General features: G+C 43.9%; 12 protein-coding genes and 1 pseudogene. 9 read left to right on the top strand and 4 right to left on the bottom strand.

Going from position 1 to position 13,648, the window contains the following annotated elements:
* Positions 1-299: 299 nt before the first annotated feature.
* From KA717_10455 to KA717_10440, 4 genes are all read left to right on the top strand, one after another.
* Positions 300-545, top strand: coding sequence for a Mo-dependent nitrogenase C-terminal domain-containing protein (locus tag KA717_10455; GenBank protein ID UXE63048.1), 246 nt, complete (start codon positions 300-302; stop codon positions 543-545).
* Between the two features lie 137 nt (positions 546-682).
* Positions 683-937, top strand: a complete 255-nt coding sequence (locus KA717_10450) for a hypothetical protein (GenBank protein UXE63047.1) — start codon at positions 683-685, stop codon at positions 935-937.
* 135 nt (positions 938-1,072) lie between these two features.
* Positions 1,073-2,974 (top strand): ATP-dependent zinc metalloprotease FtsH, encoded by a 1,902-nt coding sequence (gene ftsH / locus KA717_10445; protein ID UXE64620.1) that lies wholly within the window; start codon positions 1,073-1,075, stop codon positions 2,972-2,974.
* Between the two features lie 29 nt (positions 2,975-3,003).
* Positions 3,004-3,903, top strand: a complete 900-nt coding sequence (locus KA717_10440) for a glycosyltransferase family 2 protein (GenBank protein ID UXE63046.1) — start codon at positions 3,004-3,006, stop codon at positions 3,901-3,903.
* A 197-nt stretch (positions 3,904-4,100) separates the two neighbouring features.
* On the opposite strand, the gene KA717_10435 is transcribed toward KA717_10440, so the two are convergent.
* From KA717_10435 to KA717_10425, 3 genes are all read right to left on the bottom strand, one after another.
* Positions 4,101-4,883: a WecB/TagA/CpsF family glycosyltransferase gene (locus KA717_10435; protein UXE63045.1), complete on the bottom strand. Its 783-nt coding sequence runs from the start codon at positions 4,881-4,883 to the stop codon at positions 4,101-4,103.
* A 372-nt stretch (positions 4,884-5,255) separates the two neighbouring features.
* Positions 5,256-6,281 carry a glycosyltransferase family 2 protein gene (locus KA717_10430; GenBank protein UXE63044.1) on the bottom strand — a complete coding sequence of 342 codons (1,026 nt, stop codon included), beginning with the start codon at positions 6,279-6,281 and terminating at the stop codon, positions 5,256-5,258.
* Positions 6,274-7,275 (bottom strand): glycosyltransferase family 2 protein, encoded by a 1,002-nt coding sequence (locus tag KA717_10425; protein UXE63043.1) that lies wholly within the window; start codon positions 7,273-7,275, stop codon positions 6,274-6,276. The genes KA717_10430 and KA717_10425 overlap by 8 nt, the downstream gene beginning before the upstream one ends.
* Positions 7,276-7,442: 167 nt before the next feature.
* Between KA717_10425 and KA717_10420 the strand changes: the two genes are divergently transcribed.
* Positions 7,443-8,654, top strand: coding sequence for a hybrid sensor histidine kinase/response regulator (locus KA717_10420; protein ID UXE63042.1), 1,212 nt, complete (start codon positions 7,443-7,445; stop codon positions 8,652-8,654).
* On the opposite strand, the gene KA717_10415 is transcribed toward KA717_10420, so the two are convergent.
* On the bottom strand, positions 8,651-10,192 hold the full coding sequence (locus KA717_10415; protein UXE63041.1) for a GAF domain-containing sensor histidine kinase: 1,542 nt from the start codon (positions 10,190-10,192) through the stop codon (positions 8,651-8,653). The genes KA717_10420 and KA717_10415 overlap by 4 nt on opposite strands.
* Positions 10,193-10,352: 160 nt before the next feature.
* Between KA717_10415 and KA717_10410 the strand changes: the two genes are divergently transcribed.
* From KA717_10410 to KA717_10395, 4 genes and pseudogenes are all read left to right on the top strand, one after another.
* Positions 10,353-10,976 (top strand): response regulator transcription factor, encoded by a 624-nt coding sequence (locus KA717_10410; GenBank protein UXE63040.1) that lies wholly within the window; start codon positions 10,353-10,355, stop codon positions 10,974-10,976.
* A gap of 539 nt (positions 10,977-11,515) precedes the next feature.
* A pseudogene (gene tnpA / locus KA717_10405) lies at positions 11,516-11,920 on the top strand (IS200/IS605 family transposase).
* Between the two features lie 665 nt (positions 11,921-12,585).
* Positions 12,586-12,813: a ferredoxin family protein gene (locus KA717_10400; GenBank protein ID UXE63039.1), complete on the top strand. Its 228-nt coding sequence runs from the start codon at positions 12,586-12,588 to the stop codon at positions 12,811-12,813.
* Between the two features lie 40 nt (positions 12,814-12,853).
* A complete protein-coding gene (locus KA717_10395) occupies positions 12,854-13,582 on the top strand; it encodes an ABC transporter ATP-binding protein (GenBank protein UXE63038.1) in 729 nt (242 codons plus the stop codon).
* Positions 13,583-13,648: the final 66 nt, after the last annotated feature.

Below are 13,648 nucleotides of genomic sequence, written 5' to 3'. Positions count from 1 at the left end.
TCTATCCTTACCCCCTCAATGATGAGTTTTTCTCACTAAGTCGAGCTTTTCTGACTTTTTCCGAGAACTTTGTGCTATCACCAGAAAGGACAATAATCTTTTCCTCACATTTCTGATTTTTGTCAAATCATTTGTTTCTAGAATTGTCTCTGACTCCACAATTTCAAGTGAGATCAACCCCCATGAGTGTTAGCGATCAAACCATTCGCCATTTAATCTTTACGACCTGGCTAATGGATTCTCCCCCCTGTCAGTCTTCAACTTCATCACTTCCCCATTCATTCTTTCCCCCTCTGTTGATGCCCATCAGGAACTACCTGAATAACCTAGAAGTTGTTAGCCCTGCTCTAGCCCATCGTCTTTGTCAACTGATCCCTGCCCAATGTCCCTTTGCCCGAAAAATTACCTTTGGGGGACGAACAGTACTTACTATTCCGCCTCTCTGTAAGCTAAATCCTTTTTACGATGAGTTGATGATGCTGCGCTTCCGGGCCCTATCCTATCTTGCTGATCAGTTAGGTGAAGATATTAGTCAATATTGTTAAAAATTTGCTAACGATCAAAACTCTCTGGGGATCAATAAACAGCCAGGCTCTCTAGTTGATCGGAAACTCACTGATCCCAGTTCAAATTGCTCCCCCGATCCGTCATAATCGTAAGCAAAGCGTTATCGGGATTAACGATGCCGAAAAAACCAGACGAATATGCGATCCATCTTCTCTTGGCCGGTGGTCATCGGGAAGAGGTAAGGTTTACCAATATTCAAGAATTCCAACAATGGTACAGCAAAGACGTTGTGCCGAAATATGATTCCCAGGAATTTATTACTGTTCCGATCAAAAATATTCAAGGGGAATATATGGTAGTTCGCCCTGCCACTATTCTTGCCATCCGTGTGGAACCGATTTTCTTTGGCAGTGTGGATCGCACAGAATAGTTTGGCCTTGTCTCAGAAAAGTCAGTACAAATATCGCTCCATACCAAAGAGAAATAGGGCTATCTTAAATCTCTCTCCCCAATTTTCTGAGCAGGTTATCATAAAGGCAATGACATTTTCCCTTACGGTTAGATGATGAAAGGTTTTGCTCAAGGTCAGTTATTTCGTTCTATTAGCTCAAACCGTTTTTGGCATCGATGGCTGATTAGTGTTTTACTGGTGCCGACTTTCCTGACGGCGACACCCAGTCTGGCCCAGGAAAAACCAAAAACTATCGACCCACCCGCCGATAGCCATACGATGACCTATGGAGAACTGGTCAAGGATATCAAGAGCGGTCAGGTGGCTAAGGTCGAAATCGATCCGATGCTACAAAAAGCGAAAGTAACGCTGAAGAATCAACCGGCCAATAGTGATCCAAAGACAGTAAGACTATTTAAAAACAATCCTGAACTGGTTGAAGTACTCAAAAATAGTCAGGTCAATTGGGGGATCCGGCACACGGCAGATAATTCGGCCTTAGTGAGTCTATTAACCCATGTTTTTATTGTGGCGATTCTGATTGGTTTGGTGGTCATGGTAATCCGCCGTTCTGCCAATATTTCGGGCCAAGCCATGAGTTTTGGTAAGTCCCGCGCTCGCTTCCAGATGGAGTCTAAAACGGGAATTGGCTTTGATGATGTGGCCGGGATTGATGAAGCGAAGGAAGAGTTACAAGAGGTGGTAACTTTCCTTAAACAGCCTGAAAAATTTACGGCGATCGGAGCCAAAATTCCCAGGGGCGTTCTTTTGATTGGGCCACCTGGAACAGGGAAAACCCTTTTAGCTAAGGCGATCGCCGGAGAAGCGAGTGTGCCGTTTTTTAGCATTTCTGGCTCAGAATTTGTGGAAATGTTTGTCGGAGTCGGGGCTTCACGAGTACGAGACTTATTTAAGAAGGCCAAGGAAAACGCGCCCTGTTTAGTCTTTATTGATGAAATTGATGCAGTGGGTCGTCAACGGGGAGTGGGCTATGGCGGCGGTAATGATGAACGGGAACAAACCTTAAATCAACTGCTAACGGAAATGGACGGTTTTGAAGGGAATTCCGGTATTATCGTCATTGCCGCGACCAACCGTCCTGATGTACTTGATTTAGCTCTCCTGCGTCCGGGACGTTTTGACCGTCAAGTAGTCGTAGATTATCCAGACCTCAATGGTCGTCATAAAATTCTGGAAATTCACGCCCAGAATAAAAAGATTGAGGCAGAGGTGGATTTAGGCACGATCGCTCGTCGCACGCCAGGCTTTACGGGGGCCGATTTAGCCAATGTCCTCAATGAAGCGGCGATTTTTACGGCTCGTCGTCGCAAAGAAGCCATTACGATGATGGAAATCAATGATGCCATTGATCGGGTGGTGGCTGGTATGGAAGGCACGCCTCTGGTGGATGGCAAAAGTAAACGCTTAATTGCCTACCACGAAGTTGGCCATGCTCTAATTGGCACGATTTATGAGGGTCATGATCCGGTTGAAAAGGTGACTCTGATTCCCAGGGGACAGGCCAGGGGGTTAACCTGGTTTACGCCGGATGAAGATCAAGGCTTAATTACGCGATCGCAACTTTTAGCCCGGATTGCCGGTTTATTAGGGGGACGGGTTGCCGAAGAAGTGATCTTTGGAGAAGCCGAAATCACCACAGGAGCCAGCAATGACATAGAGAAAATCACCTACTTAGCCCGCCAAATGGTCACGCGCCTGGGAATGTCAGAGTTAGGGTTAGTGGCCCTGGAAGGGGAAAATGATAATAACTATCTAGGGGGTGATTGGGGGCGCAGGGCCGAATATTCCGAAGAAATTGCCACTCGCATTGATCTAGAAATTCGCCAAATTGTGGAAGCTGCCCACCAGCAAGCCAAAAACATTTTGGAAGAAAATCGCTTTCTGATGGATCGTCTGGTAGATCTGTTAATTGATCAAGAAACGATTGAAGGGGATCAATTGCGTCAAATTGTGTCTGAATACCATCCTCTGGAGGATAAGGCTTTGGTTTTCTGATGTCTGAATATTAAGGACTAGTAAATAGAATGGATACTCGTATTGTCTTGATTTCTCCGGTTAGAAATGAGGAGGTTTTTCTGCCCAAGGTGATTGAGTCTTTGGTTAATCAAACTGTTCAGCCCCTTGAGTGGCTCGTGGTCAATGACGGTTCAACGGATAATACTTTGGCTATTCTCGAAGCTGCGGCTCAAAGTTATCCCTGGATTCATATTGAAAATAAGCCGGATCGAGGCATACGCTCGGTGGGGCCAGGGGTGGTAGAAGCTTTTTACTATGGCTATGAGCGATTAAAAACCCAGGACTATGATTTTATTGGCAAGATGGACGGTGACATTGCCTTTGGGCCGCGCTATTTTGAACGTCTGATGGCGTTGTTCGCCAGCGATCGCTATTTAGGGGCTGCCAGTGGGAAACCCTTCCTAGAGGAAAATGGCAAATTAGTGATTGAACGTACTGCCGATGAGATGGTCGCTGGCCAGATTAACTTCTATCGTCGGCAATGTTTTGAAGAGATTGGCGGTTTTGTGCGAGAGGTGCATTGGGATGGCATTGCGTTCCATAAAGCGCGGATGGCGGGCTGGCGTACTCGCAGTCTCGAAGATCCAGATTTGAATTTTATTCACCAACGTTTGATGGGATCTTCCCACCAGGGCGTATTAACGGGCCGCCTACGCTGGGGACGAGGACAGTATTTTATGGGAACCCATCCCCTCTATATTTTTGCGATCGGTCTTTATCGAACGGTTGAAAAACCCTGGCTGATCGGCGGCTTATTTATTGTTTTAGGCTATTTTCAAGCCCTGATCACCGGCATGAAACGCTATGAAAGCCCAGGCTTCCGGCAATCTTTACAGGCTTGGCAAATGGCCCGTTTAAAGTTAGGTAAGACCCTGGAGACGATTCCAGACCCAGAGTCTATGCCATGATTTTAGACTTTCTCCCAAGTCAATCCCCCTTAGATTGTTTCCTGACTTGATTGCACGGCAAGGCCAGAGGGTGTGACCTCTAATTGATAAATCCTTGTTTAATGAGTCCTTTTGCCGGTAGATACTTCAGAACATCGTATGTTACGATTGATTGAAAAATCGATGTCCAGTAAACTTTTTAAAAACCTTATTTAATATCAACTAGAGGTCGCACCCAGGCCAGATAGCTCCTGGGGGTGTTGCTCAAATTTTTGTTTAAGGATTAGCCAGAAAAAGGGCAGACTATCAACTAAATACCGTTTCCATAAGCGTCGAGGTTCCGATAACAGACGGTATAACCATTCCAGCCCTACTTCACTCATCCACTTCGGCGATCGCGGTTTATAGCCAGCCTCAAAATCAATGGTGGCCCCGATCGCCAAGAAAATTTTAATCGTCGGTAATTGCTCCCGATATTGGGCAATCCATTTTTCCTGCTTAGGCGCGCCAAGACCAACTGCCAGAACCGTTGCGCCCGAATCCTTAATACGCTGAATAATAGCTTGACATTCCTGTTCATCCTTCTCAAAACCAAAGGGAGGAGAATAAACGTCCACAATCATTTGACGGCCGACTTTTTGATTGATCTTTACCTGAGCCTGATGAGCTACACCGTCTTCCGCTCCCAACAGAAAAATTGTAGTGTTGGTATTATCTTTGTTGTATTGGTAAAAAGCGGGGAATAAATCTGAACCAGAAATTTTTTCTCGAATGGGGGTGCCTAAAAAGTAAGAGGCATATTGAATAATTTTACTATCACAGACACAGTATTCGGCATTGAGGTAAGCTTTCTGGAGACAGCGATCAGTCTTTAATTTCATCAAATGATCAATATTAGGGGTGACGACTACGCCCCCAGTTCGATTTAACTTTTCTAACAGTTCTCGCATGGAAAAGTTATTGATCATTGTATTGAGTACATTGACTTGCCTGATTGCCATTTCCGAACCTTCCCTTATGTAATTACCGATCTACTTAACTTCTATCATAAGCCACACATGTCATTGATCGAGTATATTTTTTGTAACTGGAGAGTGCGAAGTTCTCTGTCAGACATTTTGATAAAATGCCTAAAAGCCTTGCATTGAAAGGGTTTCAGCGATTGTGAGTCTGGAAGAGGGTAGAAGGGCGTTGGGGGCTGAAACCCTAGTAAACTCGTTGATTTTCCTAGAACTTCGCACTGTCCAGTTTTGTAATAAATTTAGATAAATAATGGCTTTAGTGTTGGCAAGATAAGTCCGTAAGTCAAGTAAATACGTCAGTATTTTTACGAGGACAGACTATCGAGGAATAATTAAATTGCAAAAATCGGGTCAATTGTTCTTTGGTATGGGCGTTGTATTCGGGCCTTTGTACTCAATGAGTGTCGCTCTTTTACCAAGCCAAGCATTGCGATAGAAAATCAACTGGCCTTGCAATTGCGGAAAACGACCTAACAAGCAAAAAATAGCATAGATTAAAGCGTCTTTATGGGTAAAAGATTGACTCCGTTGATAGCGATAAATACGCCAAATTAATACCCCATAACCACTAAAAAGTAATAAACTCCAACCATGAGTCAACCAACTGAGTCCTAGGGCCAAAAGGGGAACCGTAAAAGCCCAAAGCCAGATACTACGTCTTTCTTTATGTTGGTAAAGTTTAGGCGTTTGGGAATGGACAGAAATCACCTGGGCAAAACTGTGACCGCCTCGAACATTACGCTTCCACCATTGGCTAAATTGAGTCATGTCTGCATCATGGAGAGCCATATCAGCATCAATCCGCAGAATTTTCCCTCCCTTTTCCCGCAGACGAATACATAATTCTGGTTCTTCCCCAGCGATTAGAGAGGCATTGAAACCTCCCACTGCTTGCAGAGCCTCAATTCGCATCATAGACAGTCCCCCACAGGAAAGTACTTCACCGAAGGGAGCTTGCCACTCCATATTCACTAAATAGTTGTAAAGGGTTTTCTGGGGAAATCTTTCGGTGAGTCGGCCTGAAACAGCAACGACCTTGGGATTTTCATCTAGGGTTTTTCTCGCCTGCTGTAGCCAATGGGGCAGTACTTCACAATCTCCGTCCACAAACTGGACATATTGGATCTCGGCATTCAGGCTAATCAATCTTTCTACTCCGGTATTTCTAGCACGGGCTGCTGTAAAGGGAATGGACATGTCTAGAGCAACAACTTCCACGTTTAAAGACTGGGCTAACTCCACACTGCCATCCGTTGAACCCGAATCCACATAGACAATCTGGGAAGTCTGCGGCAATAAAGACAATAAACATTGTTTCAGGCGATCGCCTTCATTGCGGCCAATAACCACCACCCCAACGACAAAAGAACTAGACATTGATATTGCTCCCCAATCGAGTCAGAACACTATTACGGACGAAATCAGTTAGAAAGTAAGGGGGATAAGAATCCGGTTTGCGTTGAAAAAAGATGCGGCCACGCCAAGTCAAAAATCCTGTCAACCAGAGAAAATCGACCAGGATGGCATAGAGCAAACCATAATTTTTAACAAAGTAGCGACGGCGAGATTCAAACCAATAGGTGGGTTGTCGTTTTTTTTCCACTCCTGGCTGATTGACCCCAGAACTTTGGCCGACGAGATGGACAACCCGACTGGCAGGTACATACCAACAAGGCCATCCCTTTTTACTGGCCTGTAAACAAAAATCCACTTCTTCATAGTACATAAAATAATCCTCATCCATCAATCCCACCGTTTCAAAAACCTCGCGTCGAATGATCATGCTGGCTCCAGAGACCCAATCGGTTTGACAGGCCTGATCGGGAACGGGACGAGCGACAATCCAAAGGCGGAGTAGGTAAGAGATGATTCCTAAACTTAATCCGGCATCCCATTCACTGAGGAAAGAATGAAAGCGAAAAGCAGATCGTTGAGGTGTGCCATCGGGATCTTCCAAGCGACTACCGGCAATACCGACCCTGGGGTTGGCATTCATGAAATCCAGTAAATGGGTTAGAGCTTGGGGCCGGACAATCGTATCAGGATTAAGCAACAGAAGATACTGAGGAGAATCACTGGCATGAAGAGCTTTTTGAATGACCAAATTATTCCCAAAGGCAAAACCACCATTCTTTTCTGAGGGAATTAAACTGGCCCAATCTCCCCAGGTGTTCTGAGCGATCGCCTGTTGAATTTGCTCAACGGAATCATCCCCAGAAGCGTTATCAACAATGAAAACCTTAACCGTTCCCAGTTCCTTCACCTCATTTTCCAGGGAATGTAAACCGTCAATGGTCAGAGCCGCAGTACGGTAATTGACAATGACGATCCATAAAGTATTACTGTTTTTAACTTCAGTTCGAGTTACCATGAGGAAGAAACTTGAATAGTGCTGTCAGCAAGAAATTTGGGACTAACCTTTCTATTGTACAGAGCCGCTTCAGGCTTAAGGATTTCAGCGATCGCCATTGGGGAAAAAGTCTTAATGGCAATTGCTCAAAATCACGTTACGCTACAAATAGAGCGTGAGCGAACATTATGGTGTTATCTAGTTGTATTAATATCCTCCTAATTGAGGATAATCCGGCTGAAGCTCGTCTGCTACGGGAGATTTTAAAGGGTTCTCAGGGCCAAACCTTTGAAATTGTCCATGTCCAAAGACTGGCGGATGGTTTACAAAAGGCAACCCAACAACGCTTTGATGTCATTCTTTTAGATCTCACTTTACCAGATAGTGAAGGATTATCGTCTCTGATTCCCTTAATGGAATCCGTACCAGATTTGCCAATTGTGGTATTAACCAATCATAACGACGATCATTTGGCTTTGGATGCAGTACGGGCTGGAGCCCAGGACTATTTAGTTAAACGCAATGCCAGCCTCGAACTACTGGTTCGTTCTATTTGTTATGCCATTGAACGTAAGCAGGTGGCCGAAAAACTTCGTCGAGAAAACCAATCCTTAGAAGCCAGTATTAAACAACGCACTGCCGAATTAACCAAAGCCCAGGAATTAAATCAGTTAAAGTCCGAATTTGTCTCCATGTTATCCCATGACTTTCGGAACCCACTGAACACGATTTTACTTTCGGCTGGTCTCTTAGAAGAAAGCCGCGATCGCTTAACACCTGAACAGCAAGTCAATTATTTTCAAATGATCCGCAATGCGATCAAAGACATGGATCAATTGCTCACCGAAGTGCTATTGTTAGGACGCTCTGATTCAGGAAAATTGAAATGCCATTTTATTCCCTTAAACCTTGAGGAATTCTGTGGCCATTTAGTTGATAATATCAATCAAAGTCAGCAGCCCATTTACGGTCATTGTCCCATTATTTTTCGGTGTTTGGGAGAATTGCCCAGTGAGTTATGGGATACAAATTTAGTCCGGCATATTCTCAATAATTTACTGACCAATGCGGTTAAATACTCTGCACCAAAAGGAGTCGTCTATTTTGACCTTATGGTTGAGCAAGATGTCATTGTTTTTCAGATTACAGATCAAGGGATTGGCATTCCCCCCGAAGCCTTACCGAAGCTATTTAACCCTTTCTATCGGGCAGAAAATGTGGATAATATTGCGGGGACAGGTCTGGGATTAACCATTGTACAACGCTGTGTAGAGGTTTACGGGGGCAAAATTACGGTCGTTAGTGAGCTAAATCAAGGAACAACTTTTACGGTTACGCTACCCAGACAAAAGGATTTGGTTGTCGTCAATCATTCTTCTGTAGAGCATTCTTATTATTAGGAAATGGCTGATCGCTGAACATTGGCAAGCGGTAGGGTAAACCAAAACTGTGTTCCCTGTTGGGGTGTGCTGGAAACGCCGATTTTACCACCATGAGCCTCAATAATTTGCCGACATTGATAACAGCCTAGGCCAATACCGGTTAAACGTTGATTATAGGCAGAGCGCAGATAGAGTCCAAAAAGATGCTGACATTGTTCCTTTTTCATCCCAACACCATTATCTCGCAGGGTACAACGCAGCATTTGTCCCTTAATCACTACGTCTAGGAAAAGTTGAATGCCAGGTGGGTTATGTTTAAGGGCATTAGTGAGCAGATTTTCAAAGACCTGTCGTAAATAATGGGGATCCGCTAGGACAAAGGGAAATTGATCGGGAATAGAATGCTTAATTTGAGCCTGATTTTGTTGCAAAAGAGGTTGCCAGTCAGCCAATAGGTTCTCAAATAAGGTTTTTAAACAAAGAGGTTGAGATTGAATCATCAAAGGATGATGTTCAGCGAAATGACTCTCAGAGAGGGCGTTTAATAACAGTAATTGATGATCTCCACTTTGGATTAAACGATCTAAAATAGGGCGGGACAGAGTGACATTTTCTCCCGAACGGTTCTGTAAATTTTTAAGTAACATTAATAACCCCATCATAGAAGTGCGGAGATCGTGGGAGACCGCTTGTAAAAAAACCGCCTTCATTTGGTGTAGATCTTGTAATTCCAACATCCGATCTTCGAGTTCTAAGGTTCGTTCCTGTACCTGGCGGGTCAGATTGCCATTGAGAACTTGCACCTGTTGATAAAGTTGGGCCTGTTGAACGGCGATCGCCACTTGAATCGCTAATTGTTCTAGAAGACGGACTTCTCCCTTTTGCCAACGTCGGGGACCGGAACAATAATGACTGACTAATAAGCCAATCGGGCCTTTTTTGCCCATTAAAGGAACTGCTAAAACGGCTTTGACACCATAGCGATGATAATAATCATGCAGTAATAGTTCCCCCTCAAAATCAGCCATATTATCAACAATAAAGGTCTTTTGCGGTAATAAATGGGCTACTTCTTCATCGCGAGGATTTTCTGCTTGGTTTTGCAAAACGGATGGATAATGCTGATTCAGAGATTCGGCAACAACGGTGAATTGTCCTGTGGTTTCTAGAAAGCCAATATAAACGCGATCGCTGTGTAATAAATTTCTAACTTCTGTCACGGTGGTTTGAAAGATAGTGTCTAGATCCAGGGATTGACAAATTCGCAGGGCCACTTCTGCTAACAATTTATCCCGCTCTAGGGTACTTCGCAGTTGCTTTTCCAATCGTTCCCGTTCTGTCACGGCCGCCGATAATAATAATCCCGTTGTCACCGCGATCGCCAATCCAGTGACTAAACCGACCAATGTTGTGGTGATGCTGGCTCTAACCAAAGAAACAGCTAACCAACCTAGACCTCCATAGGCGATCGCCAAAACCCAACCTTTTCCCCTGGCCGTCCGCACAACTGAAAAACCAGGGAGATGATTGAGCAAAGCGTAGAAAACTTTCAACATGACGGCAGCTAAGGGAGATGAGTCGGCAAAAGGAAACGGGAAACCGCCTCAAAGTACTAAACAAATAGTTAATCCCGACACTCTACTTCAAGATTGCCTAAACTAGTAATAGTTTCACTTCCCCCGCCTGGGTGATAATTGCACACCTTGACTGATATCTATGCGAATTTTAATTGTTGAAGATGATCCTCTGATGCAGTTAGGGCTAGAACAGGCTCTCAACGAACGGACTGATATCACCGTTATTGGTCAAGCTGGGGATGGCTATAGTGCTGTTCAGCAAGCTTTGGAACTGGAACCTGATGTCATTCTCATGGATATTGGTTTGCCTGGTTTGGATGGCATTGCCGCAACCAAGCAGATTAAGACCCAATTGCCTAACGTACATATTGTTATGCTCACCTCCCATACGCTACAAACGGAAGTGATTGCTGCCCTGGCCAGTGGAGCCGATGCCTATTGTATTAAAGGGGCCAGTTTAGAACGATTGTTAGGGGCAATTGATGCAGCTAAGGATGGGGCCACTTATCTCGATCCGCAAATTGCTCGCCTGGTGATCGATCAGCTTTATCCACCGATTCCACCTACCTTGGCCCATCTTTCGGAACGGGAACTCGATGTTTTAAGGTTAATTGTGCAGGGAAAAAGTAATCACGAAATTGGCGAGGAACTTTACCTCAGTATCAATACGATTAAAACCCATGTACGAGGCATTATGAATAAATTATTGGTGGATGATCGGGTGCAAGCTGCCGTCATTGCGCTGCGATCGGGTTTAGTTTAAACCCACATTCCGCAGGTATTTTGACGATTTAAATATTTTTTGAAAGCTTTACTGGACAAGGCTTTTAGAGATTAACGGCCTTTTTAGTATTTTTAAATTTAAGTACATAAGATAGATGAATTTAACTTATTTTTAATTTCAATTCGTGAAAAATGACAAAATACTTCGATCATTTGTTCTGTATCCTTCAATCTCCTGCTGCTCAGTACATAACTTGATTGTCTGGGAAAAAGGCCTAAACTCCTTATCTGGCAAGAGTTAGACTGCACCTAGCTAAATTATTTTTTTACTCTAAAACTGGAGAGTGCGAAGTTCTCTGTCAGACATTTTGACAAAATGCCTAAAAGCCTTGCATTGAAAGCCTTTCAGCGATTGTGAGTCTGGAAGAGGGGTGAAGGACGTTGGGGGCTGAAACCCTAGTAAACTCGTTGATTTTCCTAGAACTTCGCACTGTCCAGTCTAAAAACCTGCTGGGAAATTCTTTTAAGTACAAATTATCTGCTAAATGTGGGCTATAACGTTCTTGGTGTGCACCACTTTTGGGTGCGTTCGCCCTGCGACGGGAACGTCACAGTGTTTTCAGTGTCAAGATTCACTTGGTCTGTGTAACTAAATATCGTAGGGCGGTTTTGACATCAGAAAGTTTTGCTGTCATAGAAAAATCCTTTAGAGAGGTTGCCAAGAAAATGGATTTCCAGATTCTTGAGTTTAATGGTGAATCTGACCACGTTCACGCGCTTATTGAGTTTCCGCCTAAGCTCTCTATCTCTCAGATGGTAAACGCACTCAAGGGTGTTTCTAGTCGTCGTTACGGTCAGTCTGGATTCCAAAAACCTTATGGTAAAGAAGCTTTATGAAGTCCTTCTTATTTTGCTTCAAGCGTTGGTGGTGCGCCTATTGAAATTCTTAAACAATACATTCAGAACCAATTAGAGCCGTCGTAGAACGATGGGGTTTTAAGCCCATTTTTCTGATAATTAGAGAAGTGGCCGCGATCGCCGTCTTAATGGTCGTATTTTAGGTAACGTTCCAGTCAGTTAATCCTTAACGAATCCCACTCAAGGGCAGATGGCATTCCTCTTTGTTTCTAGTATAGAAAAACCTAGAGAGCTTTAAACGTTTCTTCAACCTAAAAAGCACAGGTTATCCTAAGTTTAAAAAGAAAAGAATTGATGATAAAAGACCTAAATGTATCAGGAATGTTAGCAAATCGAATGTTAGCGAAAGCAATTTCTGAACTAGGCTTTTATGAGTTAAGAAGATAGCTAGAGTATAAATGTGAGATTTATGGGTCAAAATGGACGATAGTTGACCGATGCTTTCCGATTTCTAAAACTTGTTCGGGCTGTGGCGCAATTAAGGTAGAATTATCCCTATCAGAGCGCATTTACCGTTGTGAATGTGGCTTAGAAATGGATAGAGACTTATTATAATGCGGCTAAAGTGCTAGCGAGTCAGGCGGTAGGCTATACCGTGTCAGCCTGTGGACAAAGTGCCGCCGACGGTTCTGGTGGTCGCAGGAAGTAAACCTCAAATGTGACGTAATCTGTCGCTTTGTATTAGTTTTATGTAGCAGCGAATGAGTCGTACTTAGATCTCAAGGAGATTTATGCCCCATAGTATTGTTACGAAAACCTGTGAAGGCGTTGCTGACTGTGTGGATGCCTGTCCTGTTGCTTGTATTCATCCTGGGCCAGGCAAAAATGTCAAAGGCACTAACTGGTATTGGATTGACTTTAATGTTTGTATTGACTGTGGCATTTGTCTGCAAGTCTGCCCAGTGGAAGGAGCCATTATCGCCGCAGAACGGCCGGATTTACAGGAAACCCCTATTTAGTACTACTCCAGAAGTCCGATAGACAAGTATAGAAAAGTGGATGAATAATTTACTCGAAGTTAAGGATGTTTATGCTGGTTATGTGCAGGATTTACCGATCTTGCAAGGTATCAATTTTGCGATCGCGCCTGGAGAATTAGTAACGGTCATTGGCCCGAATGGAGCCGGAAAATCCACCTTAGCGAAAACGATTTTTGGTCTATTGTCTCCCAGTCAAGGGGAAATTTTCTTTAAAGGGGAAAGTATTGCTGGTTTGCCTTCGGATCAGATTGTGCGGCGCGGAATGTGTTATGTGCCTCAAGTTTCTAACGTTTTTGCTAGTTTAACGGTTTCAGAAAATTTAGAAATGGGGGCTTTTTTGCATAATGGTTCCACTAAAGCTTTGAAGGATAACATTTACACCATGTTTCCCAAGTTGGCCCAGCGTCGTCACCAAAAAGCAGGTACTTTATCGGGGGGCGAACGACAGATGTTGGCAATGGGACGTGCTCTAATGCTCGATCCTGATTTATTGGTTTTAGATGAACCCTCGGCGGCTCTCTCTCCTCTCCTAGTTAAAGATGTGTTTGAACAAATTAAGGCCATTAATGCCAACGGTAAGGCGATCGTGTTAGTGGAACAAAATGCAAAACAGGCTTTGATGATGGCCCATCGAGGTTATGTCTTAGAAAATGGCAAGGATAAGTTAGAGGGAACGGGAGCCAGTTTATTGGATAATCCGATGGTGGGTGAACTCTATTTAGGCTCGGCCTATCATGGCAAACTTTAGGTATTCAGACTCTTCATTTTCCGCTCCTCAATCTCTCCTGCGCTCAAGTTATGGCAAAATATAAGG

Origin of the sequence: Woronichinia naegeliana WA131 (assembly GCA_025370055.1) — a bacterium.
GTDB lineage: Bacteria > Cyanobacteriota > Cyanobacteriia > Cyanobacteriales > Microcystaceae > Woronichinia > Woronichinia naegeliana.
The sequence above is the reverse complement of the archived record's forward strand: the minus strand, read 5'-3'. Positions and strand labels throughout refer to the sequence as shown.